The sequence below is a fragment of the Roseimarinus sediminis genome (assembly GCF_050433125.1).
GTDB lineage: Bacteria > Bacteroidota > Bacteroidia > Bacteroidales > Prolixibacteraceae > Roseimarinus > Roseimarinus sediminis.
In genome coordinates this window covers 229,206-256,043 of the sequence record NZ_JBNPXV010000001.1, presented here as the reverse complement: position 1 = coordinate 256,043, position 26,838 = coordinate 229,206, and the positions used below count along the sequence as shown (strand labels likewise).

General features: G+C 42.3%; 26 protein-coding genes and 1 riboswitch. Of the genes, 21 read left to right on the top strand and 5 right to left on the bottom strand.

Features of this window, described 5'->3' with window-relative positions; translation table 11 throughout:
* Window positions 1-10 precede the first annotated feature (10 nt).
* The 3 genes from mnmG to uvrC are packed head-to-tail and all read left to right on the top strand — an operon-like array spanning window position 11 to window position 5,326.
* Window positions 11-1,885 carry a tRNA uridine-5-carboxymethylaminomethyl(34) synthesis enzyme MnmG gene (mnmG, locus tag FHS86_RS01030; protein ID WP_429410207.1) on the top strand — a complete coding sequence of 625 codons (1,875 nt, stop codon included), beginning with the start codon at window positions 11-13 and terminating at the stop codon, window positions 1,883-1,885.
* Window positions 1,886-1,898: 13 nt separating this feature from the next.
* Window positions 1,899-3,524: an adenine deaminase gene (gene ade / locus FHS86_RS01025; RefSeq protein WP_429410206.1), complete on the top strand. Its 1,626-nt coding sequence runs from the start codon at window positions 1,899-1,901 to the stop codon at window positions 3,522-3,524.
* Window positions 3,524-5,326, top strand: coding sequence for an excinuclease ABC subunit UvrC (gene uvrC / locus FHS86_RS01020; RefSeq protein ID WP_429410204.1), 1,803 nt, complete (start codon window positions 3,524-3,526; stop codon window positions 5,324-5,326). The genes ade and uvrC overlap by 1 nt, the downstream gene beginning before the upstream one ends.
* Before the next feature lie 18 nt (window positions 5,327-5,344).
* Here the strand turns inward: uvrC and rsgA are convergent, their stop codons facing one another.
* Entirely contained in the window at window positions 5,345-6,301 is a 957-nt protein-coding gene (gene rsgA, locus FHS86_RS01015; protein ID WP_429410202.1) for a ribosome small subunit-dependent GTPase A, read from the bottom strand.
* Between the two features lie 55 nt (window positions 6,302-6,356).
* Here rsgA and mobA point away from each other — a divergent pair, with 55 nt between their 5' ends.
* The gene (gene mobA, locus FHS86_RS01010) at window positions 6,357-6,914 is read left to right on the top strand and encodes a molybdenum cofactor guanylyltransferase (protein ID WP_429410200.1); all 558 of its coding nucleotides are present in this window, start codon (window positions 6,357-6,359) and stop codon (window positions 6,912-6,914) included.
* A 17-nt stretch (window positions 6,915-6,931) separates the two neighbouring features.
* Here mobA and FHS86_RS01005 read toward each other — a convergent pair whose 3' ends face one another.
* Window positions 6,932-7,630, bottom strand: a complete 699-nt coding sequence (locus FHS86_RS01005) for a Crp/Fnr family transcriptional regulator (protein ID WP_429410198.1) — start codon at window positions 7,628-7,630, stop codon at window positions 6,932-6,934.
* Window positions 7,631-7,966: 336 nt separating this feature from the next.
* Here FHS86_RS01005 and FHS86_RS01000 point away from each other — a divergent pair, with 336 nt between their 5' ends.
* From FHS86_RS01000 to FHS86_RS00950, 11 genes are all read left to right on the top strand, one after another.
* Window positions 7,967-10,201, top strand: coding sequence for a molybdopterin-containing oxidoreductase family protein (locus tag FHS86_RS01000; protein WP_429410195.1), 2,235 nt, complete (start codon window positions 7,967-7,969; stop codon window positions 10,199-10,201).
* Window positions 10,198-10,731: a 4Fe-4S dicluster domain-containing protein gene (locus FHS86_RS00995; protein ID WP_429410193.1), complete on the top strand. Its 534-nt coding sequence runs from the start codon at window positions 10,198-10,200 to the stop codon at window positions 10,729-10,731. Before FHS86_RS01000 ends, FHS86_RS00995 begins: the two co-directional genes overlap by 4 nt.
* A gap of 11 nt (window positions 10,732-10,742) precedes the next feature.
* On the top strand, window positions 10,743-11,684 hold the full coding sequence (nrfD, locus tag FHS86_RS00990; protein ID WP_429410191.1) for an NrfD/PsrC family molybdoenzyme membrane anchor subunit: 942 nt from the start codon (window positions 10,743-10,745) through the stop codon (window positions 11,682-11,684).
* 29 nt (window positions 11,685-11,713) lie between these two features.
* Window positions 11,714-12,238 carry a YeeE/YedE thiosulfate transporter family protein gene (locus tag FHS86_RS00985; protein ID WP_429410190.1) on the top strand — a complete coding sequence of 175 codons (525 nt, stop codon included), beginning with the start codon at window positions 11,714-11,716 and terminating at the stop codon, window positions 12,236-12,238.
* A 13-nt stretch (window positions 12,239-12,251) separates the two neighbouring features.
* Window positions 12,252-12,842 carry a YeeE/YedE thiosulfate transporter family protein gene (locus FHS86_RS00980; RefSeq protein WP_429410188.1) on the top strand — a complete coding sequence of 197 codons (591 nt, stop codon included), beginning with the start codon at window positions 12,252-12,254 and terminating at the stop codon, window positions 12,840-12,842.
* 74 nt (window positions 12,843-12,916) lie between these two features.
* Window positions 12,917-13,537, top strand: a complete 621-nt coding sequence (locus FHS86_RS00975; protein ID WP_429410186.1) for a rhodanese-like domain-containing protein — start codon at window positions 12,917-12,919, stop codon at window positions 13,535-13,537.
* Window positions 13,538-13,543: 6 nt separating this feature from the next.
* A riboswitch (molybdenum cofactor riboswitch) is annotated at window positions 13,544-13,678 on the top strand.
* A gap of 132 nt (window positions 13,679-13,810) precedes the next feature.
* Window positions 13,811-14,308 (top strand): hypothetical protein, encoded by a 498-nt coding sequence (locus FHS86_RS00970; RefSeq protein WP_429410184.1) that lies wholly within the window; start codon window positions 13,811-13,813, stop codon window positions 14,306-14,308.
* A 12-nt stretch (window positions 14,309-14,320) separates the two neighbouring features.
* Window positions 14,321-15,496, top strand: coding sequence for a molybdopterin molybdotransferase MoeA (locus FHS86_RS00965; RefSeq protein WP_429410183.1), 1,176 nt, complete (start codon window positions 14,321-14,323; stop codon window positions 15,494-15,496).
* Window positions 15,480-16,280 carry a GTP 3',8-cyclase MoaA gene (locus FHS86_RS00960; RefSeq protein WP_429410181.1) on the top strand — a complete coding sequence of 267 codons (801 nt, stop codon included), beginning with the start codon at window positions 15,480-15,482 and terminating at the stop codon, window positions 16,278-16,280. Before FHS86_RS00965 ends, FHS86_RS00960 begins: the two co-directional genes overlap by 17 nt.
* 48 nt (window positions 16,281-16,328) lie before the next feature.
* Window positions 16,329-16,781, top strand: coding sequence for a cyclic pyranopterin monophosphate synthase MoaC (moaC, locus tag FHS86_RS00955; protein ID WP_429410179.1), 453 nt, complete (start codon window positions 16,329-16,331; stop codon window positions 16,779-16,781).
* A gap of 18 nt (window positions 16,782-16,799) precedes the next feature.
* Window positions 16,800-17,729 carry an MOSC domain-containing protein gene (locus FHS86_RS00950; protein ID WP_429410177.1) on the top strand — a complete coding sequence of 310 codons (930 nt, stop codon included), beginning with the start codon at window positions 16,800-16,802 and terminating at the stop codon, window positions 17,727-17,729.
* Between the two features lie 38 nt (window positions 17,730-17,767).
* On the opposite strand, the gene cls is transcribed toward FHS86_RS00950, so the two are convergent.
* Both cls and FHS86_RS00940 read right to left on the bottom strand, forming a co-directional pair.
* On the bottom strand, window positions 17,768-19,240 hold the full coding sequence (cls, locus tag FHS86_RS00945; RefSeq protein WP_429410175.1) for a cardiolipin synthase: 1,473 nt from the start codon (window positions 19,238-19,240) through the stop codon (window positions 17,768-17,770).
* A gap of 1,411 nt (window positions 19,241-20,651) precedes the next feature.
* On the bottom strand, window positions 20,652-21,434 hold the full coding sequence (locus FHS86_RS00940) for a histidinol-phosphatase HisJ family protein (protein WP_429410173.1): 783 nt from the start codon (window positions 21,432-21,434) through the stop codon (window positions 20,652-20,654).
* A 119-nt stretch (window positions 21,435-21,553) separates the two neighbouring features.
* Here FHS86_RS00940 and modA point away from each other — a divergent pair, with 119 nt between their 5' ends.
* Genes modA through FHS86_RS00920 form a run of 4 tightly spaced genes read left to right on the top strand, consistent with a single transcriptional unit; the run spans window position 21,554 to window position 24,287 of the window.
* Complete coding sequence (gene modA / locus FHS86_RS00935) at window positions 21,554-22,318, top strand: molybdate ABC transporter substrate-binding protein (protein ID WP_429410171.1); 765 nt, start codon at window positions 21,554-21,556, stop codon at window positions 22,316-22,318.
* A 4-nt stretch (window positions 22,319-22,322) separates the two neighbouring features.
* A complete protein-coding gene (locus FHS86_RS00930; protein ID WP_429410169.1) occupies window positions 22,323-22,733 on the top strand; it encodes a TOBE domain-containing protein in 411 nt (136 codons plus the stop codon).
* On the top strand, window positions 22,723-23,403 hold the full coding sequence (modB, locus tag FHS86_RS00925; RefSeq protein WP_429410166.1) for a molybdate ABC transporter permease subunit: 681 nt from the start codon (window positions 22,723-22,725) through the stop codon (window positions 23,401-23,403). The genes FHS86_RS00930 and modB overlap by 11 nt, the downstream gene beginning before the upstream one ends.
* The gene (locus tag FHS86_RS00920; protein ID WP_429410163.1) at window positions 23,388-24,287 is read left to right on the top strand and encodes an ABC transporter ATP-binding protein; all 900 of its coding nucleotides are present in this window, start codon (window positions 23,388-23,390) and stop codon (window positions 24,285-24,287) included. The genes modB and FHS86_RS00920 overlap by 16 nt, the downstream gene beginning before the upstream one ends.
* 14 nt (window positions 24,288-24,301) lie before the next feature.
* Here FHS86_RS00920 and FHS86_RS00915 read toward each other — a convergent pair whose 3' ends face one another.
* Window positions 24,302-24,775, bottom strand: coding sequence for a hypothetical protein (locus FHS86_RS00915; RefSeq protein WP_429410161.1), 474 nt, complete (start codon window positions 24,773-24,775; stop codon window positions 24,302-24,304).
* A gap of 109 nt (window positions 24,776-24,884) precedes the next feature.
* On the opposite strand from FHS86_RS00915, the gene FHS86_RS00910 reads away from it, so the two are divergent.
* Window positions 24,885-25,685, top strand: coding sequence for a BtpA/SgcQ family protein (locus FHS86_RS00910; RefSeq protein ID WP_429410158.1), 801 nt, complete (start codon window positions 24,885-24,887; stop codon window positions 25,683-25,685).
* A gap of 252 nt (window positions 25,686-25,937) precedes the next feature.
* Window positions 25,938-26,783, top strand: coding sequence for a LytTR family transcriptional regulator DNA-binding domain-containing protein (locus tag FHS86_RS00905; RefSeq protein WP_429410156.1), 846 nt, complete (start codon window positions 25,938-25,940; stop codon window positions 26,781-26,783).
* Window positions 26,784-26,838: the final 55 nt, after the last annotated feature.

Sequence of the window (26,838 nt, the reverse complement as noted above, 5' to 3'; positions counted from 1 at the left end):
TAGTTTCATTATGAAATTTCAATACGATGTAATTGTTGTAGGAGCCGGCCATGCCGGATGTGAGGCGGCCATGGCTGCGGGCAATATGGGTTCGAAAGTATTGCTCATTACCATGGATATGAACAAAATTGCTCAAATGAGTTGTAACCCGGCAGTTGGTGGAATTGCAAAGGGACAAATCGTACGGGAAATTGATGCGCTTGGTGGCTATGCAGGTATTGTAACCGATGAGTCAAGTATTCAATTCAGGATGTTGAACCGATCGAAGGGAGCAGCGATGTGGAGTCCAAGAGCTCAGTGCGACAGAATGCATTTTTCTGCTACCTGGAGAAGATACCTCGAAAAAAATGAGAATATCGATTTTTGGCAGGGAATGGTTGTACAATTATTAATGGATGATACCAAGGTGTATGGTGTTAAAACAGATTTAGACATAGAATTTAATGCTAAGTGTGTAATACTAACTAATGGGACGTTCCTCAATGGTTTAATTCATATTGGTCAGACCAAGCAAAAAGGTGGTCGTATTGCTGAGCCCGAATCGAAGCACATTAGCGAACAATTGCTCGACGCTGGCTTTAACGTTGGTAGAATGAAAACGGGAACGCCTGTTAGAATAGACGGTAGATCAGTAGATTACAGTGTTCTTACAGAGCAAAAAGGAGATGATGATTTCTATAAATTTTCTTATCTTCCTGAGAATCGCTCAAAACTTAAGCAGCTTTCATGTTATATGGCATACACAAATCCTGAGACGCATAATATTTTGCAAACAGGGTTTGAATCGTCACCATTGTTTGATGGTACAATACAAAGTTTAGGACCCAGGTACTGCCCAAGTATAGAAACAAAGTTGATTACTTTTTCTGACAAGGATCAGCATCATTTATTTCTGGAGCCTGAAGGGGAAGATACCATCGAATATTATTTGAATGGCTATTCTTCTTCCTTGCCTTGGGATGTTCAGTTGGAAGCTTTAAGAAAAGTAAAGGGTTTTGAAAAGGTTAAAATATTCAGACCTGGATACGCCATTGAATATGATTTTTTCGATCCCACACAGCTCTATCATACGCTGGAAACTAAGAAAATTAAAAACCTTTATTTTGCGGGACAAATTAATGGTACCACTGGATATGAAGAAGCGGGGGCACAGGGAATCATTGCAGGCATCAATGCGCATAATCGTTGTCAAGGAAAAGAGGACTTTATTCTGGGTCGCGACGAAGCATATATTGGTGTTTTAATTGATGATCTGGTAACAAAAGGTGTGGATGAACCTTACCGAATGTTTACATCAAGGGCAGAATACAGAATTCTGCTTAGACAGGATAATGCTGATGAACGCCTAAGTCATAAGGGGTATGCCTTAGGTTTGGCATCAAAACGACGGGTAGATTTGCTCGAGCAGAAATTAGCAGCACGTAATGAACTCTACAGCTTTGTTAATGGTAAAAGTATTAAGCCCGAACAATACAATAACTTTCTTGAAAGTGTTGGTTCGGCACCCTTAAAGCAAGGTGTTAAACTAATCGATTTAATTGGTCGGCCGCAAATTAAGTTGAAAGATATTATTAATCTGGAACCCGATTTAAAAGAAATGATCATCAATTTGGGCGAGAGGGCAGAAGAAATTATCGATTCGACAGAAATTCTGATCAAGTATGCAGGTTATGTTGAAAGGGAAAAATTATTGGCTGATAAATTCAAGAGATTGAATGATATCGTTATCGAAAACAAGTTTGATTATGAAGCCATTCATACCTTATCAACCGAGGCAAGGCAAAAATTGGCCAATATTCAACCGAAAACCCTTGGACAGGCCAGTCGTATTCCCGGCGTCTCGCCATCAGATATTAGCGTATTATTAGTTTTAATGGGTAGATAGTTCCACGTGAAACATGGAAAGAATAGAAGGAAATATAATTGATGTTGTAGCAGAGCGGATATTTAAAGGTCGCATCTTCTACAACGATCGGATTGTAAAAATAGAAGAAGATGACAAAGTAATATCTTCGCAATACATTCTTCCGGGATTGGTCGATGCGCATGTGCATATTGAAAGTTCAATGCTTTCACCACTCGAATATTCAAAAGTAGCCATAAGGCATGGCGTACTGGCAGCTATAAGCGACCCACATGAAATAGCCAATGTATGTGGTGTTGATGGAGTCGATTTTATGTTACAAAATGCTGCTTTAAGCCCAATGAAAATTGCAACCGGTGCACCTTCCTGTGTTCCTGCTACTCGTTTTGAAACCTCTGGAGCCGAGATTGGAGCAAAGGAAATTGACGAATTATTTAAAAAAGGGAAATGTACGCACTTGTCTGAGATGATGAACTTTCCAGGAGTTATTCAGAAGGATGCAGAAATTATTAGAAAGCTTAACACTGCTCACAAATATAGACTTCCAGTCGACGGACATGCCCCTATGCTTTCAGGTTCTGATTTAAAGCGCTATGTAAGTGCAGGAATATCAACCGATCATGAGTGTACAACGGTTGAAGAAGCAATAGAAAAAATAGCACTGGGCATGAAAATTATGTTGAGGCAATCGAGTGCTTCCCGCGACTTTGAAAAATTGATGCCGCTAATAGAAAGTAATCCGGGAGACATCATGTTTTGTACCGATGATTGTCATCCCGATGAGTTGTTAAATGGCTATATTAATGAACTTGTAAAAACAGCCTTGCATGCTAATTTTCATTTGTGGTCGGTATTAAAAGGTGCAACAGTTAATGCAGTTCGTCATTACAAGTTGGGTCTTGGTTTACTTCAGGAAGGCGATTCAGCCGATTTTATTGTAGTGAATAACTTGGATGATTTTGATATTTTGTCTTCTGTAATAGATGGCTCGCTTGTTTTTGACGGAAACACTGTCAATATTTCTGTACAGGAAGGAGAGCCAATTAATAATTTCTTTCAAAATACCTTGAGTATAGATGATTTAAAAGTTCGAGTTAAAGGAGGTTGTTTACGGGTTATTGAGGTCATTCCCGATAGTTTGTTAACAAAAGCCTTGCACTGGCAAATCGATCGCACAGGTGAGTTTATTGAAAGTGATACTAAAAATGACATTCTTAAAATAGTTGTTTTAAATCGTTATAGCAAGGCAAAGCCAGTTGTTGGTTTTATTAGGGGTTTTCAATTGAAAAAGGGTGCAATTGCAGGTACTATTGCTCACGATTCTCATAATATAGTTGCTGTTGGAGTTTCTGATATCGATTTGTTAATGGCTATTGAACAGATTCAGAAAATGCGAGGCGGACTCCTTGTATATGATGGTGTTAAGCACGAAAGCCTGGCACTGCCGATTGCTGGTTTGATGTCTGATCAGGCAGCCGGGATTGTAGCAGAAAAGTACAAGATTTTATCGAAGGCAGCCAATGATTTGGGTTGTACTATGCATGCACCTTTTATGACAATGGCTTTTATGTCCTTACTTGTAATTCCTGAATTAAAAATAGGAGACAGAGGCTTATTTGATGTCAATCGCTTTGCCTTTGTCGATCTTCAGATACAGTGATGCCAGTAAAAGATCATTTAAAAAACAGTGTTGCTTCATTGCCCGATGAGCCTGGAATTTATCAATTCTTTGATAAAACCGGCAGCATTATCTACATAGGCAAGGCAAAGCGGTTGAAGCGGCGGGTGGCGTCTTATTTTACAAAAAACCACGATAGTCGTAAAACCCAATTGTTGGTTCGTAATATTAGTGAGATTAAATTCATAGTTGTAGAGAGCGAACAGGATGCACTGATTCTTGAAAACAACCTCATAAAAAAATATCAGCCGCGCTACAATATCCAGTTGAAAGACGATAAAACTTTTCCATGGATTTGTATAAAAAACGAGCCTTTCCCCAGAGTGTTTTATACCCGCCGTGTTGTTAAGGATGGTTCACTGTACTTCGGACCTTTTACTTCTATGTTGTTGGTGAGGACCTTAATTGAACTCTTTAAGAAAACATACAAGCTTCGAACGTGTAATTACAAGCTGCATCATGAGAATGTTTCACGTGGAAAGTTTAAAGTTTGTCTTCAATATCATATAGGTAACTGTTTGGGTCCCTGCGAGGGGCATCAGCGTGAGGATGAATATCAGAAGGGTATTGAAGAGATTAAACACATATTGAGGGGGAATATTGGTTCGGTGGTAAGTGACTTAAAGAATCAAATGAATAAATACGCAGAAACGCTTAATTTTGAGGATGCACATGCTATTAAAGAGCGACTTGCTGTATTACAAAACTATCAGGCAAAATCTACGGTGGTTAGTCCGTCTATCAGAAATATTGATGTGTATTCCTTTAAAAAGGAAGAGGATGTTTCGTATGTTAATTTCCTGAAAGTAGTGAATGGGGGAGTAATCCATTCCTATACACTTGAAATGAAATCGAAGTTAGATGAATCGGATGAAGATTTGCTATTAAGTGGAATTACTGAGATAAGACAAAAAATTTTCAGTAATGGCAGCGAGCTAATCGTGCCCTTTATGCCAGGATTTGAGCTTGAAGGGATAAAATATGTAGTGCCACAGCGCGGGGATAAGCGCAAATTACTTGAGTTATCGGAGAAAAATGTTAAGTATTTTATTCTTGAAAAAAAGAAAAACAGTGCATTGCAAAAGCACGAAAGCTCTTCGGAACGAATTCTTAAAACGGCGCAAAAAGACCTAAGGTTAAAGGAGCTCCCTTTTCATATCGAATGCTTTGATAACAGTAATCTGCAGGGATCAAATCCGGTGGCGGCCTGTGTCGTTTTTAAGAATGCAAGACCTTCAAAACGCGATTACAGACATTTCAATATTAAAACCGTTGAAGGCCCCAATGACTTTGCCTCGATGGAAGAAATTGTTTTTCGTCGCTACCGTCGTTTGCTCGAAGAAGAGCAAAAACTGCCCAATCTGGTAATCGTCGACGGTGGAAAAGGACAATTGGGTTCAGCTTTAAAAGCGCTTGAAAAGTTGGGTATCAGAGGTAAATTGCCAATTATTGGAATTGCAAAAAGGCTTGAGGAAATTTATTATCCCGGAGATCCGGTTCCTTTGTACATCGATAAAAATTCGGAAACGCTTAAACTGATTCAGCAACTCCGTGATGAGGCGCATCGCTTTGGAATTACACATCACCGGAGTAAGCGGGACAAGGAAATGACTGTTTCCGAACTCGATAAAATTAGGGGAATCGGAGCTAAATCAAAGGAACTTTTACTTCAAAAGTTTAAGTCGGTACAGGGAATAAAAGATGCTGGGGTCGATGAGCTTGTAAATGTACTTGGAAAAAGTAAGGCAGCCATTTTAATGAAGCATTTTAGCAAAACAAGTTAAGGTGCTGAACTTTTCTTACTAAAAAGCGGGTCGATACTTTTCGTCTTCGTCTTCGTTTAAAATACTCAGATAACTTTCATATCGACTCAGGGCAATTGCTCCTTCTTCAACTGCATTTCGTACAGCACACGAGGGTTCGTGGGTGTGACTGCAGTTGTTGAATTTACATTGTGAGGATATTTTAAATATTTCGGGAAAGAAATGGCTAACATCATCATTCTTCATATCAATCATTCCAAATGATCTGATTCCTGGGGTATCAATAATATAGCCACCCATTTTTAACTGAAACATTTCAGAAAAAGTAGTGGTGTGTTTACCGCTTTTGTGATAGTCGGAAATGTTGTTTGTTTTAAGTTGAAGGTCATTGTCGATGTAGTTGATTAACGACGATTTTCCAACCCCTGAATGACCTGCAAAAACTGAAATACGATCCTTCATCAGTGCTTTAATTTCATCCAATCCTTGTCCGGTTTTAACTGAACTGCCAATGCATTGGTATCCGATTTCGTGATAGATTCCATACCATTCGTTTACCTTTTCCATTTCGGCATCGTTGTATAAATCAATCTTATTGAAAACCACAACAGCCGGAATATTGTAAGCTTCAGCGCTTACCAGAAAACGATCGATAAAATTGAGATGGGTAACAGGGTGTTTTACAGTCACAATGATAAATACCTGGTCGATGTTGGCCGCAAGAATGTGTGATTCTTTCGAAAGGTTGACCGATTTGCGAATGATGTAGTTTTTGCGCGTCTTTACCTTCGAGATGACGCCCATTGGTTTTCCACTTTCCGAAATTTCATCCTGCAGCTGAAAATAAACCACATCGCCTACCGAAAGCGGATTGGTAGTCCTGATACCCTTAATGCGCAGTTTTCCCTTGATCCGGCATTCATATACTTTTTCATCCAACACGACATAATACCTGCTACCTGTCGATTTTATGACTAATCCCTCGAGTAATGACATTGAATTATTAATTTTGGTCAAAAATAGCATAATCTACTTACTGAACGTGAAGCAATTGAACGAAAATATTACAGGAGTGGTGATGGCTGGTGGCAAAAGCAGCCGGATGGGAAGCGATAAAGGACTGCTTGACTTTGAAGGCAAACCAATGGTCAAATATGCAATCGACTTGTTATCAGCATATTTTAAAACACTGATTATTAGTTCGAATGATCGTAATTATGAAATGTTTAATCTGCCGCTGGTACCCGATTTTCATAAAAATTGCGGGCCTATATGCGGACTGCATGCCGTGATGCAACAGGTTGAAACGCCGTATGTTTTTATTTTAAGTTGTGATATGCCGTTGATGACAGTGCCTGTTGTAGAAAAACTGCTTGCAAGTTTGAATGATGATGAAATTGTGGTTCCACGTTTAACCGATGGAAAAATTGAACCCTTGTGTGCCATTTATTCAGTAAGGCTTTTGAATAAAATTGAAAAACAAATGTTGCGTTCCTGTTACAAGATGACTGAGCTGATTAAAAGCAGCGCAAGCAACTATGTCGATTTTAAGGATGCTGGTCCGTTTTTTAATATTAACCATCCCGGAGAACTCAATGCTCGTCGTTAGCATAGAAAGCCATGTGTTTAACCATGTTGTGATATTGACCGAAGGCGTTCGGGGTCAATTATTTCGATGTCCTTTCCATAGGTTCTTATGATGCCGTCCTTTTTAAATTCAGACAAAGTACGTATCACGTTTTCGGTGGTCATTCCGATGTATTCGGCAATTTCCCGTCGAGATACCGGCAGGGCAATGCTTTGCGCATTGTAAATGTATTCAGAGAAGTAGATCAACACATGAGCAACCCTTCCTCTTAAGTGCTTTCTTTTGATCTCTAGATTATCAAGGATGATCATGTCGGTAACATCGCTTAATTTTTGCATCAAATTCATTGAAAACAGTCCGTTGTGTAAGATGGTTTGTTTAACATCTTCCAGGTCGAGCAAGCAAATGCTGGTATCTTCAATGGCGATTACCGAATAGTTGTAACGCTTAGAAGAAAAGACACTTAATAAACTAACAAAATCGAAAGGTTTTGCAAAGCTTAGAATTTGTTCCCGTCCATCGCTTGTATGTTTTGTAAGCTTAACCAAACCACTTTTCAGATAAATGAAATCATGAATTGGATCCCCTTCACGAATAATATGGTCGCCTTTTCTGAATGCATTTTCAATTTTTGATGAGCACACCAGCTCAAGTTCTGAACTATCGACCTTATCGAAAAAGAGCGTTTTTAGCTTGCATTCAATGCAACTGCATTTATAGTTGTTTTCAACCGTCATTTTTTTCACACTTTGCCTTAAAAATAAGATAAAATCGATCCATAGCAAAATTTTATAAGTGTCATAATATTAGAGATATACACGTTTAACTGCCCGACAATTTAACGGTATAAAATCAAAATCGTCACAAAATTGACAAAGTTCATCATCGGGTGATGATATATATCACCTTGTGATATTTATCACAAGCGCCGAAAGCCTGAAAAATGGCTGATGGCTTACTTTTGAGACCATTAAATACGAAAGTTTGCTTGCAAAATTTAAAAAAGTAGTAAAGGCTGATCGGTTTTCATGGTAAAACAGTGATGCCTTTTAATTTAATAAAGCCTGAATATTATGGCCAACCGAAGAGAGTTCATTAAAGTATCGGCATTAACAACCGGAGGGGTATTGTTGGCTGGAGCCTATGCCCGTAAGGCTTATGCCCGCGAAGGGTTGACTCCGTTCAAGAAGCCTTCTGAGTTACGGCGTACACCAACGTACTGTGAGGTTTGTTTTTGGAAATGTGCAGGATGGGTTTACAAGAATGAGCACGGAGAGATAAAGAAAATTATTGGAAACGATGATGATCCTGCATCCAACGGACGTTTGTGTCCACGTGGAACGGGTGGTGTTGGTATGTACCATGATGAAGACCGTCTGAAAAATCCGATGATCAGAGTAAGCGACTCGTCGGGAAAACAAACTTTCAAAGAAGTAAGCTGGGATGAAGCGCTCGATTTTGTTGCTGAAAAACTCAATAAAATAAAAGCAGAACACGGACCCGAATGTACGGCTTTACTAACCCATGGCTCGGGAGGAAGCTATTTTGGCAACCTGCTAAAAGCTTTTGGATCGAATAATATTGCGGCACCATCGTATGCCCAGTGTCGCGGACCACGCGAAGTGGCTTTCATTACAACCTACGGCGAAGGACTCAATTCTCCCGAGAATCTCGATATCAGAGATACCCGTTGTTTGGTTTTAATTGGTTCCCACTTGGGTGAAAACATGCACAACAGTCAGGTGCAGGAGATGAGCGATGCCATCGACCGTGGAGCCAGCATTATCACCGTCGATCCACGTTTCTCAACCGCAGCCAGTAAGTCGAAATTCTGGTTACCCATAAAACCATCGACCGATCTGGCGCTTTTGCTCACCTGGATCAATGTTATTATCGAAAATGAATGGTACGATAAGGCTTATGTTGAAAAATATACTTATGGATTTGAGCAGTTAAAGGCTGAAGTCAAAAAATATACGCCCGAGTGGGCTTACGGAATAACAACCATTAAGCCCGATGTGATTAGGCAGACAGCAAAAGAAATGCACGATGCAGCACCATCGGTAATCATTCATCCTGGCCGGCATGTAACCTGGTATGGTGATGATACCCAGCGCTTGCGTGCGGTGGCTATTCTGAATGCACTGCTGGGCAGTTGGGGACGACGGGGAGGTTTTTACCGGACCGAAAAAACAAGCGTTAAGCATTTTCCGGTGCCTGAATTTCCAAAGCCTTCGCGCACCTGGCGCGATGCCATGGGAGGAAAATTTGAATTGGCCGATTTGGCCCTGGCCAATGGAGTTTGCGATGCAACCATTCCGTCGGCTACCATGGACTGTCATATCAGGGCCTGGATAGTAAACGGAACCAACCTGTTAAAAACCTTACCCGACAGGCGCAAAACCATCGAAGCCATCCAGAATCTCGATCTGATGGTGGTGATCGATACCATGCCCATGGAAATTACCGGATTTGCCGATGTAATTCTGCCTGAATGTACTTATCTCGAACGCTACGATTCGATACGTTCGCTTCAGGGCCGTCAGGGGAGTATTGCCCTGCGCATGCCAGCCGTCGAGCCAAAATACAACAGCAAGCCAGCCTGGTGGATGGCCAAAGAGCTGGCTGGAAAAATGGGGCTGGGTGCCTATTTCCCTTTCGACACGCAGGAAGAAGAGCTGGATTGGGAATTCAAACAGCTGGGTACTTCACTCGAAGAGATGCAACGTATCGGAGTCAAGCTTTTCGACCGCAAGTACAACGACCTCTATTTTGCACAAAACGAAGAAGTGGAGTTTTTCACCAACACAGGCAAAATTGAGCTTTATTCTACAACTTTTGCTAACAATGGATTTGATCCTGTTCCCAAATTTACAAAGCATGAAGAGCCGGCACCTGGATTTTATCGGCTTATTTATGGTCGTGCTCCAATGCATACTTTCAGCCGTACGGCCAATAATCCAAATTTGGTTGATCTGATGGATGAAAATACCTGTTGGATCAATCCCAAGGTTGCAAAAGAATGGGGAATACAAAATGGCCAGCCCATCTGGCTCGAAAATCAGGATGGAATTATTTCAGAATTTCCGATTAAAGTTCGGGTTACTGAGCGCATACGCTTCGATTCAATTTACATGATACACGGATTTGGGCATTCGAACAAGAAGCTGAGTCGTACCTATGGACGTGGTGCCAGCGATTCACAGCTCATCACCAGGGTGCACATCGATCCCATTATGGGCGGTACAGGCATGAGAGGAAATTTTGTAACATTTAGGTTTGATAACGGTAAAAAAGAACAATCATGAGATATGCTATGGCTGTTGACACCAAAAAGTGCGTTGGGTGCAGCGACTGTGTAGTTGCCTGCCAGACAGAAAACGACGTACCAATTGGCTATTGTCGCGACTGGGTGGTTGAAGTGACCGATGGAACATATCCGCAGCTTGAGTTGGAGTTGCGTTCCGAAAGATGTAATCATTGTGAAAATGCACCCTGTGTACGTTGCTGCCCTACAGGTGCAAGCTATGTTGATGAAGGTGGCATTGTGAAAGTTGAAAACCATAAATGCATTGGCTGTGGTGCCTGCATTACCTCATGCCCGTACGATGCCCGTTTTGTGCATCCCAAGGGTTATGTTGATAAATGCACCTTTTGTGATCACCGGGTAAAGGATGGTCTGGATCCGGCCTGCGTGGCAGTATGCCCGACAAAATGCATGTATTTTGGCGATCTCGAAGATCCCAATTCCGATGTAAGTAAAGTGTTAAAGGAAAGGAAATCCAAAACACTCATTCCTGAAGCAGGTACCATTCCTCATCTTTATTTCCTTATTTAAAACAGAATATTATGCGCGAAGAAATCATTGTAAGCGGAAGAAATAATCACCTGATCGATCCCCACCTCGAAATTTGGGAATGGCAGATTCCATCTTATCTGTTTCTGGGTGGACTGGCAGCCGGAATCTTGTTCTTTGCCGGATTGTATACCATCATGAAAAAGGATAAGGAATACAAAACTGCTGTGGGCATTGCTCCGCTCATCACACCGTTTTTGCTGGTACTGGGCCTCTTTTTTCTGTTTCTCGATCTGAAACACAAGCTCTATTTCTGGCAATTGTACACCACCATTAATCTTGAATCACCTATGAGCTGGGGCGCCTGGGTGCTCATGATCATTACACCCGTTGCCATCATCTGGAGTGCCCTCCACATAAAGAATATTTTTCCCCACTGGGACTGGAAATATGATGTACTTATTGAGATTGAAGCTTTTTTTAGAAAATACAAAATGCAGCTGGCATGGATCATGGTTGTCTCTTCGGTGATTTTGGGTATTTATACCGGAATCCTGTTGTCGGCATTTAATGCACGTCCGTTATGGAACACCTCAATTTTAGGCCCGCTTTTCCTTACTTCAGGTTTGTCAACGGGGGCAGCAGCCATTATTTTAATGTCGAAATCGCATGTCGAAAGGCTCACTTTTGCAAAAATTGATCTTTTGCTGATTGCCATTGAAATCTTTCTGATCATACACATGTTTATGGGTTTCAGGGCAAGTACCCAGGTACAGATCGAAGCTTCACAATTATTCCTGGGAGGCGAGTTTACTGCCATCTTCTGGATATTTGTGATGGGGCTTGGACTGGTGATACCGGCCGTGCTTGAAATTTTCGAACTCCGGCACAAAAAAGTACCGTACATGCTTGCGCCCATCCTTGTTCTTGCGGGGGGATTGGTTTTTCGCTTTGTAATGGTTCATGCAGGACAAATCAGTCGTTGGCTCTATTAATTGAAAATAAAACTTAAAAATATCGCAATATGAATACTGAGAGAAGTAAAAAATACCTGAATCCCTATGTGGGAGGTGTATTTCTTGGTTTGGTGCTTGTTGCTGCTTTTTTCTTTTCCGGCAGAGGCCTTGGAGCCAGTGGAGCCATTAAAAGTGTAACAATGGCAGGAGTAGAAACCATCGCACCCGGCTACACCGAAGATGCACTTTACTACCAGGAATCAAAAGAGGCACGAAAGGGAGGGCCATTGAATAACTGGCTTGTGATTCAGATGATGGGGGTTGTAGTTGGTGGTTTCCTTTCGGGAGCTCTTGCCGGACGCCTGAAACTTAAAGTGGAACACAGTCCGAAAATTACCAGTAAAACCCGTATTATTTTTGCCGTTATCGGTGGAATTTTGTTTGGTTTTGGTTCTCAGCTGGGGCGTGGCTGTACCAGCGGATCGGCTTTAACCGGCATGGCAGTTATGTCGGTAGGAGGCTTCATTACCATGGCGTTCATTTTTGGAACTGCCTTTGCCTTAGCTTATTTTTTCAGAAAATTGTGGATTTAAAAAATTGTGTATTATGGGACCTTTAATTGTATTCGAACATATTTCTCCGTTTACCAACCTGCTGCTGGCTTTCATTGTTGGTATCGGTTTTGGTTTTGTACTTGAAAGTAGCGGCTTTTCGTCTTCGCGTAAATTGGCCGGAATGTTTTATGGTTACGACACCACCGTGCTTAAGGTATTTTTTACTGCAGCCATCGTAGCCATGCTTGGTTTGTTGTTTCTAAGCTTGTTTGGATGGATCGATTTGAGCTGGATTTACATTAATCCGACCTTTCTCTGGTCTGCCATTGTTGGCGGTATTGTAATGGGAGCTGGATTCATTATTGGTGGTTTTTGCCCCGGCACTGCATTTTGTGCCCTTTCGATCGGTAAACTCGATGCCCTGGCCTTTATTGGCGGACTGGTAATCGGAATTCTTATCTTTACCGAAGGATATCCGCTTTGGGAAGCGCTTTATAAAGCAAAGAATCTGGGTACACCAACGATGAACGAGGTATTGAATGTTTCGCGGGGTGTGTTTGCCCTGGGCCTGATAGTGGTTGCTTTTGGAATGTTCTGGGTTGGTGAATGGGCCGAAAAGAAATTTCCCAGAGAGGAATACTAGGAAGTTGAATAACGAAAATCAACATTCATTGTTAAATTGAATCGTCAATTATTCATTCTATAAAATTTTGAACCATGAATATGAGATTAAAAATGGCCATGTTTATCATCCCTCTGGGTTTGATAATTGCTGCAGTTCCCGAAAATACAACCAAACAATATAAACTTTCTGCCAGTCAATTACTCGAAGAAGTAAAAGAAAACAGGCAGTTTGTTTCAACCGATCAGATTGCAGACATGCTGGTACAGCAGGATCCTTCACTGCAATTAATTGATGTACGAAACAGTGATGAGTTCGAAAAATTCCATCTTCCGGGAGCCATCAACATTCCAATTTCAAGCTTATTGAGTGAGGACTGGGAGCCTTATCTGAACCAGGATGTGAAGATGAATGTTTTTTATTCGAATGGTAATACACTGGCAAACGAGGCCTGGATGATTACCCGTCAGTTGGGATACATTAATAATTATGTGATGATGGGCGGAATGAACTATTGGGCTGAAACAATTATGAGCCCGGATAAGCCCGCCCAACTAAGTCCCAATGATGAATTTGCCCGCTACGATTTTCGTAAAGGAGCCGGCAAAGCGCTGGGAGGTGGCGATCTGCAGGAATCGGAAGAAAGTGCTTCGGCACCACCACCGCCTCCAATCCAGGCACGGCCTAAGAAAAAGAAGGTCGCTGGCGGTTGCTAGTTATAAGATAATTTACATCTCCGAGCCCTGTTAGCTGAAACAAAGTATGCTCACAGGGCCGATGGGTCAGCAGGGAAACCGGCTGGCCTCCCGGTCGGCTTCGGAGCCGGCAATTTGGAAAGGAGTAAGCCGGCACAATGCAACATGTGCTGGTAACAAAGGTATAAAGCCTTCAGTTCCTTTCCTCGTGGATGAACTGAAGGCTTTCTTTTATTAAAGAACACTTTCGCATATTAAATGTTGTTGTTGAATTGAAAAGTAAAATAAGGGCTTGTGGCGGAGAAAATAATCATGGTGGCTGGTGCCGGACAAAACGTGGGGAAAACAACACTTTGTTGTGAATTAATTAAACAGCTTTCTCCAATGCATCAACTTACTGCGCTTAAGCTGGCTTCGCACCGGCATGAGCTTACGCGTTTGCAGAAAATTATTTTGCAGAAGGAGTCATTGCTTATTGCTGAAGAAAAGGATGCAGATTCCGATAAGGACAGTTCGCGCTTTTTGAGAGCCGGAGCCAGCCAATCATTGTTTGTTCAGTCGTCAGACGATGGGCTTCCTGATTTGGCAAATTGGATCAATCAGAACATTGAAGGGTGGCTTGTGATTGAATCAGGAATACTGGCAGAATACCTTCAACCCCATCTGGCTGTTTTTGTGGGGAATGAAAAGCACTGGAAGCAGACCCGCTGGACATTTGAATTTGAAAAAACAAATTTCGATGGAAATGTTTTTTTTCCTTCGGTTGAATATTTATTAGCTAAGTTGAAGTAAATGTGTTGAGCGATGAGTGAATTAAAAGATGCACTGGAAATTATAAAAAAGTCGGTTGCACTTCCCCGAAGTGAAACCGTTCTGTTAAACGATAGTCTAAACCGTATTTTGGCTGAAGATGTGCTTTCAGATGTCAACCTTCCTCCCTTCGATAAAGCTGCAATGGACGGTTTTGCATGCCGTCGTGCTGATTTACCCGGCCCTTTAAAAATAATTGAGGAAATTCCGGCCGGAAAATTTCCCGAACATAAAATCAGCGAAGGGGAATGTGCACGAATCATGACAGGTGCTCCTGTTCCTTTGGGTGCCGATGTGGTTTTTATGATTGAATACCATGAAATTCAACCCGATGGAACAGTGATTTTTACACGCGCTTCTACCGGGAAAAATATCTGCTTGAAAGGTGAAGATGTAAAGGAAGGAGATCTTGTTCTTTCGTCGGGTACCTTAATAGGGCCGGGCGAAATTGCAATACTTGCCAGTGCCGGAAAAGCGAGTGTTGATGTTTATAGGCGGCCCAAGGTTGGAGTGCTCTCAACCGGAAACGAGCTGGTTGAACCTGTTGAGTTTCCTCATGCCGGACAAATCAGAAACAGCAACGGACATCAGATGATGGCCCAACTAAGCCGGATGGGACTTATCGCCGAATACCTGGGCATTGTGTCTGATGTGCAGGAAGAAATCACCGGAAAAATTCAATCGGCACTTCAGTTAACCGATGTTCTGTTTATTTCGGGTGGTGTTTCGGTGGGCGATTACGACTTTGTACCTCAGGTTCTGCAGGAACTTGGTTTTGATATTCTGATCACTTCAATAGAGACCAAGCCCGGCAAACACACCCTGTTTGCCAGAAAAGACGATAAGTATGTTCTGGGATTCCCGGGAAATCCGGTTTCCTCTTTTATTCAGCTTGAATTAATCGGAAAGGTACTTCTTTACGGCCTGATGGGTCATTCTTATGAAACAGTAGGATTTAAGAGTGTGATTCTTGAGTCGTACCAACGTAAAAAAGCCGACCGGCTTGAATTCTTACCCGTTTATATGAATAAAAGTGGTAAGGTGGAACTACTTCCTTACAATGGTTCGGCACACATTCATGCCCTGTCGAAAGCCAATGCGCTAATGGAGATACCTATTGGAGTAAATTTTATTGAACAGGGAGACCAGGTTTATGTACGACCGCTATAACAGAAGCATTAATTACCTGCGGATATCGGTTACCGACCGCTGTAACTTGCGCTGCACCTATTGTATGCCTGCCGATGGCATCGATTTAATGAAGCACGATGATCTGCTTTCGTTTGAAGAAATTGTTGAGATTGTAGAAACTGCAGTTAAACAGGGGATTACAAAAGTACGCCTTACCGGAGGAGAACCCCTGGTTCGCAAGGGCATAACAAAGCTTGTTGGCATGATTGCCGGTATCAAAGGAATCGAAGATCTTGCCATGACGACCAATGGAAGTCTACTCGAAGAAATGGCCGAAGAACTAAAAATGGCAGGCCTGAAAAGATTAAACATCAGCCTTGATACCGTCGATGCCAAACGGTATGCCGAAATTACCAGGGGAGGCGACCTAAACAAGGTTTTTCGGGGAATTACCAAAGCCAAAACCCTGGGATTCGATCCGATTAAAATCAACTGTGTGGTGATGGACAGTTCGGATGAACCCGACGCACAAGCCGTCAAACAATTTGCCAAAGAGCAAGGACTGAGTGTGCGCTTCATTCATCAAATGGATCTCGAAACCGGTCATTTTTCCAAAGTGGAAGGTGGTGAAGGTGGCGACTGCAAAAGCTGTAACCGCATAAGGCTTACAGCAAACGGTGGATTTAAACCCTGCCTTTTCAACGATTCCTGTTTTAATGTAAAGGCACATGGAATTGAAGGGGCGCTGGAAAAGGCCATTGCGTGCAAGCCCCGATCGGGTACCAAAAATCAGTCAGGGAAGTTCTATAATATTGGGGGATAACTGAACAGATGTTTTCTCCGACTTTATCATCTACTTAAAAACAGACAAATGAGCAGCAAAAATTTATCTCATACCGACAACGAAGGAAAAGCCAGGATGGTTGATGTTGGTGAAAAACCAATGCAGCATCGTAGTGCGATGGCCGAAGGTTTTATTCGTTTAAAAATGGAAACCGTTCAGCTGATCAGAGACAATCAAATGAAAAAAGGCGAAGTACTGACCGTTGCTGAAATAGCGGGAATTCAGGCTGCAAAACGAACACCCGAGTTGATTCCTCTTTGTCATCACTTGCTGCTGACAAAGGTTCGCGTCAATGCTTTGCTGACCGATTATGGGGTATTTGTTACTTCGGAAGTAAAATGCATGGGGCAAACCGGAGTCGAAATGGAAGCACTTACAGCGGTGAATGTTGCGCTTCTTACCATTTACGACATGTGTAAGGCCGTTGATAACGAAATGGAAATGAGAGAGATCAAACTAATCAGTAAAACCAAGGTTTAATTTAATGCTTGCTGCATCATGAAGATTAAAGTACTTGCTACAAGTTTGTCGGAGAAGAAAGGAACAATAAAGACTCCGCAGGAAACGATTACACTCGACCCAATGGGTGTAAGGGGAGATGCACATGCCGGCAGCTGGCACCGGCAAGTGAGTCTGCTTGGAGTGGAAAGCATCATGAAGTTTTCACAGGAAGCCGGACGTGATATCGCTTTTGGCGAGTTTGCCGAAAACATTGCAACCGAGGGCTTTCTTTTATACAACATGCGTCCTTTCGACCGTTTAATTGGTGACCAGCTCGAGCTTGAGGTAACTCAAATTGGGAAAAAATGTCATGGTGATAATTGTGTTATTTTTCGTGAAGTTGGAAACTGCGTAATGCCGAAGGAAGGAATATTTGCAAGGGTGATTCGCGGTGGAAATATCAAAGCAGGCGACCAGCTGGAATATGTACCACGGCAATGGAAGGCGATGATTGTTACTTTAAGTGACCGGGCCAGTAAAGGTGAATATGAAGATCAAAGCGGCCCTTTGTTGAGTAAGCTTGTTGACCGGCATTTTACCGAGAACAAGCGTCAACTGTCGGTAAGCACCGAAATTATTCCCGATTCGGAAGAAGCGTTGGCAGCGCTCATCAAGAAGGCTGAAGAGCAGCAATTCGATCTGCTGATTACTACCGGAGGAACCGGAATCGGACCCCGCGATATTACTCCCGATGTGGTGCGAATGCATCTCGACAAAGAAATACCGGGCATTATGGAACACATACGTACCAAATACGGTGAAAAAATACCCAATGCTTTACTTAGCCGGGGAGTTGCAGGGGTGATTGGAAAAATGCTTGTATTCACCCTGCCGGGCAGTCCGAAAGCCATTAAGGAATATTGTGATGAAATTTTTAAGCTACTCGATCATGCCTGGTTGATGTTGTACGGCATCGACGGACATTGAGCAGGAGATATTGTTTTGGGTGCTGTTGGTTTGTTCTGTTACATCAAAGGAGCAAACAGGCGGGCAAACGATGAAACAAGTTTCAGGTACCATTTTCGTTTTTGCCAATCATGCAGACTTAAGAGGGTTGAATCTTTCAGGTCATCGAGGTACTGGCCGCTTAAACGGGCGCTGATGTTTTCGTCGTAAAAAACAGCACACACTTCAAAGTTGGTTTCCAGACTCCGGTAGTCGAGGTTGGCCGAACCTATCGAACACAGTGTTTCGTCGGCAATTAAAACCTTGCTGTGATAAAATCCTTTCTGGTAACGGTAAATTTTCACCCCGGCCTTAAGCATTTCTCCAATGTACGATTCGGTGGTCCATCGAGAGACGATCGAATCGGGTTTTTCAGGAATCAGAATTCTTACATCAACCCCTCTTAAGGCTGCAGCTTTAAGGGCAAACGAAAGCTCATCGTTGGGAATGAAATAAGGACTTCCAAGGTATACACTTTCTTTGGCGGTGGTAATGGCGCTAAAATAAAACTGTGAGATGGCTTGCCAGCGAGCGTCTGGTCCGCTCGAAATGATCTGACCAATGTATTGTTCTGCCTCGGGCAATTCAACAAAGTATTCCTCACTGAATATGTTTTTTCGGGTAACATAAAACCAATCGTTAATAAAAATCGACTGAAGGGCAGCAACTGATTTTCCTTCAATTTTTACAAAAGTATCGCGCCAGTAAAGGCCTTCCGAACGACGTTCATCGTATTTTTCAGAAATATTAAGTCCACCTGTAAAGCCGGTTTTTCCATCAATAATTACAATTTTTCGATGGTTGCGGTAATTTACTTTTGATGAAAGCAGCGGGAAATATACTTTCTGAAAGCTTTTTAACTCGATACCGTGTTGTATGGCCTCTTTCTTTTTTTTACGCGACATTTTATAGCTTCCTACACTATCGTAAATAATGCGGATAATTACACCTTCGGCTGCCTTTTGCTTCAATATTTCAAACAGTTCGTTGCCAACGTGATCGAAGCGGAAAATATAGAATTCAAGATGAATGTGGTGTTTGGCATCTAGTAAGGCTTGTTTTAGCTCGTAAAAGGTTTCCGATCCGTTTTTGAGCAGCTGAACCGAATGGTTTCGGCTAAGGAAGGCCCGGTCGCTTCGGAGTAAGAGCGTCATAATATCCTTCTTTTCGCGCAGGCGTGGATTGATTTCTGCTACATTCACATTCGTCAACTGTCGCAATTGTGCCTCCGATAGCCTGTTGATTTTTTGTTGGTAGCGAGCTTCTTTTCGGCTGTATTTTCTTTTTATGGTGTATTTCTGGCCAAAGAAAATGTAAAATATTATACCGCCAACCGGTAACAAGGTAATTACGAGTATCCAGCTAATTGATTTTAACGGGCTTCTGTTTTCAAGAATTATTAAAAGTGCGATGAATAGGATGGTAATGGCATAAGCTACGCTGAGCGTAATGCTTAGATTAGAAAGCAGCTGTTGCCAGTCTATGCTGATCATTGGTCTTGGTGTAGTTGTTTTTACCCTGTAAAATTAAGGATTTTGTACAAAACACAAATGGGAACCAATCTGTTCGACTGATTCCCATTTCGCTTTGGGATTTTAGCTTCTCAAAGTGTCAGGCTACGGTTATTGAACCGGCCTCGGTATCCTTGCGGTGTACCTTTGGCCCTTACCTTCGGGCACTGCCTTTTACAACAATGCTTTCAGGTTGTCCTTTCGTTGTTGTTGAATACTGCAGAACAGTATTTGTAGCTTCAGCGCGGGCTTTCACTACCAATCAACTTACAGGACGAAGTGCTGTTGGCCTTCATTGGCTTTACTTTCGTAGCGCGAATGAATATCGTTTTCAATTCTTTCGAATCTTCACGATGACAGTTATCGCAAGTCTTACGATTTTTAATAACTGCTGCCTCCAACTCAATCGATTTGCTTCGAACGTTTTCACTGCTGAAAATGCAGTACTTTTGTTTCCTGAGAAACATAAGATACGTCCCTTTTTTCAAAGTTTTGTGTCTGCATGATCGTTCAAAATGTTGTACTGCTTTTCTTTCGAAGTTCAGTAAAACATGATGGTCAGACTTTGACCTCTTTCCATCTCATTACACCGGCCTGAACCCATGCGATGATTTTTTCGATCCCGTTTTCCCGTATTGCTTTCTCTTTGATTTTCATCATTGAGAGGCAGGCCTGATAAATGTAATGTTAGACATCACAAGCATTGGGCCGGAAGTTTTCACGCTTCTCATCCGGGAACGACTTTTCGTTGTTTTAAATGAGTTCCCCCAAAAAACTACCTGGCTGGTGAACTAAATCACCTTGTTGCTTTCCGAAGAAAACAACACCTGGTTTTCATTCAGTACCATTTATCGAACTTTTGAGGTTCAGACGATGGTTCTTTCCCGGTTGCCCGTTCAAAATACATTTTGATCACTGTTGCATGTCTCAATGCCTGAATGAAGAACGAATTGTCTTTAGAAACATTTCGGATTGACAGTAAGTAAAAGAACGAATTCTTTCAGGACTGACTCCGGCACTTCCAACGAGCAGATTTGCATCCGGATGATCAGGATCGGCTATCAGCTAAGTTAGCTTTTCCTTCTCCTCGTTTTAGGTGCGGTTTTTATCGCTCACCTGATAGATCAAATATAAGACCGTCAATGAATTATCCAAAACAAAGTGGCTTTTTTGTATTAAATGCTTATTCACCGGGCTTTCAACAAAACAACCATGCTTGTATCGGGCTTAACCTGTATGTTTACAAAAAGTCAAGAGTGAGTTATCAACAGCTGTTAATAACTTTAAGGTGCAGATATTAAACGACTAATGGATGATATTGACAAAAGTACTATGGAAAAAAAGATCATTTTTTTCTTGCAAGCCTGGGAAAATGCTTATTGAAAAGTAAAAATCATATTGAAATTGTTCCTCTTTGCCGGTTTCTGAAACGGGTAATTTTGGTATAACCTGCTTCCTTTAGCCACTGTATGGCCTGATCGAAGTGTCGTGCAAGTTGTGAGGGTTCGTGTGCATCGGAACCCAGAGTTACCGGAACGCCAATGCGGGCGGCCATTTCAATAATTTTCTTCGAAGGATAAAATTCACGACAGGGAAAATCAAAACCGCTGGTATTTAGTTCCATTACGACGTCGGCTTCTTTGATCACTTTGAGTGTTTCTTCAAAGAGATGGCTTTGATCGTTTTCGGGCCAGCAGGCAAATTTTTTTATCAGGTCGAGATGTGCGATTACATCAAAAAGACCCGATCGGGCGGCTTGCTGAACCAGTTGAAAGTATTTCCGGTACAATTCATCGTTTGACCATTTTCCGTAAAGCGTTTTATCTGAATCAAAATTCCATTGATCGATAAAATGTACCGATCCGATGACAAAGTCGGCCGGAAAGTAGGCAATCAGTGCTCTTAATTCTTCTTCTTTGTCGGGAAAGTAATCGACTTCGATGCCAAAGCGAACCTGCACATCTTCCGAAAAATTATTACACAGGCTTTTCAGGTTTTCTTTCATCACCGGGTAATCCATTTCTTTCATGGCCCAGTCGACAGGCTGGAGGGTGATGTGGTCGGTGAACCCGATTTCGGCCAGATCTTTTTTACGTGCCTGTTCAAGGAACGCTGGATAGTGATCTTTGCCATCCGAAAAAGTAGTGTGCATGTGATAATCGACCAAAAAACTCATATTCAGACGCTGTTTTAGAATTAAGTGATAAAGCTAGCATTTTGTTCTGTGATTTATATTTATTTCCTTCCAGATATAATTGCTTATTTTTGAAGTGGTTTTACAAGTAACAAAAAACGATGAAATTCATCCTGCCTGTTTTCAGAATATTGCTGCTGCTGCTTTGGCTCCAGGGAGTTGCTGGTGCACAGAAACTTACCATAGCAACTGCTGCTAATTTCAGAGAACCCATGAGCAGGATCATAGAACATTTCGAAGCTGCCTACCCCGAAGTTGAAGTTGTTCCGGTTTTTGCTTCATCGGGCACTTTATTTCATCAAATTATGCGTGCTGCCCCCTACGATCTTTTTTACTCCGCCGATTCAGAATTTCCTCAAAAGCTGTTTGAAGCCGGAAGAACTTATGAAACACCTCAGATTTATGCTGAGGGACATTTGGTGCTTTGGAGCAGAAAGATTGATGTTCGGCCGGGGATAAGTGTACTTAGTCAGCATGCCAACTTACGAATGGCCATCGCCAATCCCGATTTAGCACCATACGGGAAAAGTGCAGTCGCCTTTCTTAAATACCATCACTTATATGCAGCGTTGAAGAAAAGACTGATTATAGCTGAAAATATCGGTCAGACCGCACAATTTGTCATTAGCGGAAATGCCGACTGTGGTATTTTGGCGAAATCTCAATTGTCTCATCAGTCCATTGCTGGAAAAGGTTTTTATCATGAATTGGATCGGGCTAGCTATAAGCCCATTGAACAGGCTTATGTGGCAATTAAACGTGACGGGAATAAGGAAGTGGTGGAAAAGTTTGTCGGTTTTACCCGTCGGCCCGAAATACTCGAAATAATTTCAGCCTATGGCTACGAAACGGTGAGAAAAAATTGAGCACGTGAATAAAATAGCAGGCGAAATACACAAAATAACATCTTCAGGGAATATCTCGCTGGTAGAAGCGAAAGTAGAAGATATCATTATGGCAGCCATCGTTATTGGGAAACCAGACAACACGGCCTACATGAAGGAAGGCAGGAAAATTTACCTCTTGTTTAAAGAATCGGAAGTTTCGCTTGCAAAAGATTTTAAAGGACAAATCAGTTTGCGAAATCAACTGGAAGGGACAATTAGAAATATTGAAAATGGAGAAGTATTTTCGAAGGTGGTTTTTGTCTTTCATTCCAACGAAATTGTTTCACTCATAACACGTGGATCGGCCGAACGACTGGAGCTGAAGGCTGGTGATCGCATTACCGGCATGATCAAGGCAAACGAAGTAATCATTATGGATGGCGATGAGCAGTGACTTTATTCATACCTTGTTATTGACCTTTAAACTGGCACTTTTTACCACAGTTATCCTGTTGGTAATTGGTATTCCTATAGCCTGTTACCTGGCCTTTTCGAAAAAAAGAATCAAAGCGCTTTGGGAAGCACTCATTACCATGCCCATGGTTTTACCTCCTTCGGTTTTGGGTTATTATCTGTTGGTTGCTTACAGTCCTGATCATTTTTTTGGAAGTTTCCTTGAGTCGGTTTTTAATGTCCGGCTGGCTTTTTCTTTTGCCGGTTTGGTGGTGGGATCGGTTTTATTTAGTCTGCCATTTATGGTTTCCCCCATCCAATCGGGACTGCAAAACCTGCCCGCATCCTTATCGGAGGCCGCTTACACCCTGGGAAAATCACGATTCAAAACTTTAATAAAAGTACTATTGCCCAATATCAAACCTTCGCTGATTACGGCTACGGTGCTTACCTTTGCCCACACCATTGGTGAATTTGGCGTGGTTTTGATGATTGGGGGGAACATTCCGGGTAAAACACGTGTGGCTGCCATTGCCATTTACGATGAAGTACAGGCGCTTAATTTCGACAAAGCCAATCAATATGCCCTGGTATTATTCACAGTTACTTTTGTTCTGCTAATGTTGATTTTTGCCTTTAACCGAAAAAGCAATACATGGAAACCATTTTAATTAAGGCCGATTTCAGAAAAAAGCTTTTTACTTCACATGGTGAAATGATGCTTGACCTTTCGTTTGAAATTAAGAAGGGAGAAATGCTTTCGTTGTATGGTCCTTCGGGTGTAGGGAAAACGACGGTTTTGCGCATCCTGGCCGGCCTCACTGATCCCGACGAGGGATGGATTGAAGTCGAAGGGCAAAGGTGGTTCGATTCGGCTGCCAATTTCAGTCTGCCGGCTCGAAAACGTCCGGTGGGTTATATGTTTCAGGATTATGCCCTTTTTCCAAACATGAGTATAGAGGAGAATCTGAAATTTGCCCAGCCTCGTAATGATTCGCAACACATCGAAATACTGCTGCAGCTTTTTGCTCTTGATGAGTTGCGGCACCGAAAACCGTCGATGCTTTCGGGCGGACAGCAGCAAAGAGTGGCACTGGCCAGGGCATTGGCCCGTCAGCCTAAACTGATGATGCTCGATGAACCCTTGTCGGCCATCGACCCTGAATTGAGACGCAAACTACAGGACGAAATACTTGAAATCCATCGTCGTTACAACATCACTACCCTGCTGGTCAGTCACGATTTACCCGAAGTGTTTAAGCTGAGTAAGCGGGTAATGATGCTCGACTCGGGAAAAATTGTACGCGATGGCAATCCCTTCGATGTATTGGGAAGCAGGCTTACCAGTGGAAAAGTGCAGTTCATTGCCGAGGTTTTAAAGGTTGAAACGGAAGATCTCGTAAAAGTGCTGACCCTTTTGAGCGGCAACAATGTGGTGAAGGTGGCGGTATGCGATAACGAAGAGGAACACTATGAGCCGGGCGATAAGGTGGCGATCATTGCCAAAGCGTTTAACCCGGTAATCCAAAAACTCGACAGTAAGCCCGGTGCTTAACACTCATTGCTGTTTTAACTAAGCACGTCCACCCGATCGTGATAATCCATTTGAAGGTCCTCGTGCAGTGTGGCCAAAACCTTGCGAATGCGTTCGAGTTGCCGCATGTACAAATTTCCCAGAACCGAACCATAGCGTAGCGTAAGGCCCGATCCTTTCATCTTGCGACAAAAATAAATCAGCAGTTCAATTTCGGTGGTTTTTTCGCCTGAGAATTTAATATACATCTGAGTAGTTCGCATTACCTTTCTCACTGTTTTCTTGGCCAGGTAGGTTTGCGTTTTATTCAGTTGTTTGAATTGGGTGTCGATTTCTTTCTTCACCTCTTCAATAAAGGCATCCTGATCGTAGGCTTTAAATAAGAGGTAACTCAACAGCGCCTTGTTCTCAGCTTTGTATTTTGCAAGGCGCAGGCAAATAGCAAGCAGCTGATCGGGCGGTATGTGAAGCAATTCTTTTTTTATGTTACTGATCGATTCGGGCTTCATGCTGTAAAGCTAAAAAATTATACACTTGGCTTCATCGCAAAGAGCATTTAATATGAAAGCCATGCTCAGACGAAATAAAAATAGGTAAATTCGTAATAAAACTTTTACAATGTATCAACCTGACAGAATCCGAAAAGTACTTATTGGCATGGTTCACCTTGGTGCTTTGCCCGGAACTCCGCGAAATACAATGTCTGTTAATGAGCTTGTTGAAAAGGCGTGCAGTGAAGCCCGGTGCTATCTCGATGCCGGCATGGATGGAATTATGATTGAGAACATGCACGATGTTCCTTACTTGAAAGCGCAGGCTGGTCCCGAAATAGTGGCTGCAATGACGGCCGTTGCACTTGAGTTAAGCAGGATGACCGACAAACCATTGGGACTGCAGGTTTTGGCCGCTGCCAATAAGGAAGCGCTGGCTGTTGCTCTTGGTGCTGGCTTCAGCTTTATCAGGGCCGAAGGTTTTGTGTTTGGACACCTGGCCGACGAAGGTTACATCGATGCCTGTGCCGGTGAATTGCTGCGCTACCGAAAGCAAATTGGAGCCGAACACATCGCCATTTATACCGATGTTAAGAAGAAACACAGCTCACATGCCCTGACAGCCGATGTTTCGCTGGCCGAAACCGTTAAAACAGCTGAATATTTTTTGAGCGATGGAGTGATCATCACCGGATCATCGACAGGTGAAGCCGCTCTGATTGATGAGGTAAAGGCTGCGCGCCGGGCAACTACACTGCCGCTTATTATTGGCTCCGGAATCAATTCAGAAAACCTGGGGCAGTACTGGCCCCACGCCGATGTTTTTATTGTTGGCTCTTCTATTAAGCGAAATGGAAAGTGGGAAAATGAACCGGATCAGGAAAGGGTTGTTCAGCTGGTTCAAACAGCTGAAATGCTTCGTCAATAATTATTAACGTTAACTTTTCTTTTCATTTATTAAAAACGGACAGCAAATTTTACCAAATAAATTGCTGGCAATAAAATCGATGGCCTTTCGGTAATTGTTTTTATGGAATAATTCGTAATTTTCAGCATCAATTTCTATCTAATTGTATGGTGTTGAAAGGAATGAATGCAAGGATTCAGCATATACAACATAATTGATAAATTGTTTTTCAGAAAAAAATGAAGGACGAACGAACTAACTAAATCCCTGAAAATGAACTTTGACTCATGGCACTACTGGATCATCGCAGCCTTTTTGTTTTTTCTTCTTGAAGTTTTTATCCCTGGTTTTATTCTTGGAAGTATCGGGGTGGGTTGCCTGTTGGGAACTGCCGGAGCCTTACTGGGTTTGCCTCTGTGGTTTAACATTATTCTTTTTGTTGTTGGCTTTTATATTGGAATTACCATGCTGAAACCTTTGCTGAAACGCATGGAAAAATCATCGAATGTCAAAACAAATGCCGACGGATTAATCGGGAAAACAGGAAAAGTAATCGAAACCATCGGTTCCGAATCTGGTACGGGTTGGGTTCATGTTGATGGAGACGACTGGAAAGCCATCGCGCTGGAAGAAGAAGTAATCGAAAAAGGTACACTGGTCGAAATTATAGCTTTGGAAAGCATTGTGGTTACCGTGCGTTCGCTCAAAAGAAAAGTCGAAGTTAAAACGGAAGCTGCACCGTCGGGTAAAGAACAACTTTCAGGTACCCGTGGAGTCATTGTATCAATTGGGAATCGAAAAGAAATTGTTCAACATAACGAAATCGGCTGTATTTATTCAAGCCAGAAAATTACTTACCTGGTAACTATTCATGGTAAGCAGTTGGTGGTCGATGAATCGCTTGAACGACTTGAAGAACTGCTGGGAAACCACCGCTTTTTCAGAGCCAACCGACAGTACATTATTGTACCCGAGCTTGTAAAGGAATACAAAACACTTCACGACGGGAAAGTGGATGTAATTTTGAAATCAATCCCGAATTTGCCCGAATGCATTTCGGTAAGCCGTTTAAAAGCACATGCATTTCGGAAATGGATTGGTAAACAACTTAGCAACTGAGTTGAATTCGTCAGGGTTTTTAGTGCATTTCGGTAAATGCCAATGAAATTTGTTA

Excerpts from the sequence above, each read along its gene's own strand:
- mnmG (WP_429410207.1), top strand. The coding sequence starts at position 11 with ATGAAATTTCAATACGATGTAATTGTTGTAGGAGCCGGCCATGCCGGA.
- ade (WP_429410206.1), top strand. The coding sequence starts at position 1,899 with ATGGAAAGAATAGAAGGAAATATAATTGATGTTGTAGCAGAGCGGATA.
- uvrC (WP_429410204.1), top strand. The coding sequence starts at position 3,524 with ATGCCAGTAAAAGATCATTTAAAAAACAGTGTTGCTTCATTGCCCGAT.
- rsgA (WP_429410202.1), bottom strand. The coding sequence starts at position 6,301 with ATGTCATTACTCGAGGGATTAGTCATAAAATCGACAGGTAGCAGGTAT.
- FHS86_RS01005 (WP_429410198.1), bottom strand. The coding sequence starts at position 7,630 with ATGACGGTTGAAAACAACTATAAATGCAGTTGCATTGAATGCAAGCTA.
- FHS86_RS01000 (WP_429410195.1), top strand. The coding sequence starts at position 7,967 with ATGGCCAACCGAAGAGAGTTCATTAAAGTATCGGCATTAACAACCGGA.
- FHS86_RS00995 (WP_429410193.1), top strand. The coding sequence starts at position 10,198 with ATGAGATATGCTATGGCTGTTGACACCAAAAAGTGCGTTGGGTGCAGC.
- nrfD (WP_429410191.1), top strand. The coding sequence starts at position 10,743 with ATGCGCGAAGAAATCATTGTAAGCGGAAGAAATAATCACCTGATCGAT.
- FHS86_RS00985 (WP_429410190.1), top strand. The coding sequence starts at position 11,714 with ATGAATACTGAGAGAAGTAAAAAATACCTGAATCCCTATGTGGGAGGT.
- FHS86_RS00980 (WP_429410188.1), top strand. The coding sequence starts at position 12,252 with ATGGGACCTTTAATTGTATTCGAACATATTTCTCCGTTTACCAACCTG.
- FHS86_RS00975 (WP_429410186.1), top strand. The coding sequence starts at position 12,917 with ATGAATATGAGATTAAAAATGGCCATGTTTATCATCCCTCTGGGTTTG.
- FHS86_RS00965 (WP_429410183.1), top strand. The coding sequence starts at position 14,321 with ATGAGTGAATTAAAAGATGCACTGGAAATTATAAAAAAGTCGGTTGCA.
- FHS86_RS00960 (WP_429410181.1), top strand. The coding sequence starts at position 15,480 with ATGTACGACCGCTATAACAGAAGCATTAATTACCTGCGGATATCGGTT.
- moaC (WP_429410179.1), top strand. The coding sequence starts at position 16,329 with ATGAGCAGCAAAAATTTATCTCATACCGACAACGAAGGAAAAGCCAGG.
- FHS86_RS00950 (WP_429410177.1), top strand. The coding sequence starts at position 16,800 with ATGAAGATTAAAGTACTTGCTACAAGTTTGTCGGAGAAGAAAGGAACA.
- cls (WP_429410175.1), bottom strand. The coding sequence starts at position 19,240 with ATGATCAGCATAGACTGGCAACAGCTGCTTTCTAATCTAAGCATTACG.
- FHS86_RS00940 (WP_429410173.1), bottom strand. The coding sequence starts at position 21,434 with ATGAGTTTTTTGGTCGATTATCACATGCACACTACTTTTTCGGATGGC.
- modA (WP_429410171.1), top strand. The coding sequence starts at position 21,554 with ATGAAATTCATCCTGCCTGTTTTCAGAATATTGCTGCTGCTGCTTTGG.
- modB (WP_429410166.1), top strand. The coding sequence starts at position 22,723 with ATGAGCAGTGACTTTATTCATACCTTGTTATTGACCTTTAAACTGGCA.
- FHS86_RS00920 (WP_429410163.1), top strand. The coding sequence starts at position 23,388 with ATGGAAACCATTTTAATTAAGGCCGATTTCAGAAAAAAGCTTTTTACT.
- FHS86_RS00915 (WP_429410161.1), bottom strand. The coding sequence starts at position 24,775 with ATGAAGCCCGAATCGATCAGTAACATAAAAAAAGAATTGCTTCACATA.
- FHS86_RS00910 (WP_429410158.1), top strand. The coding sequence starts at position 24,885 with ATGTATCAACCTGACAGAATCCGAAAAGTACTTATTGGCATGGTTCAC.
- FHS86_RS00905 (WP_429410156.1), top strand. The coding sequence starts at position 25,938 with ATGAACTTTGACTCATGGCACTACTGGATCATCGCAGCCTTTTTGTTT.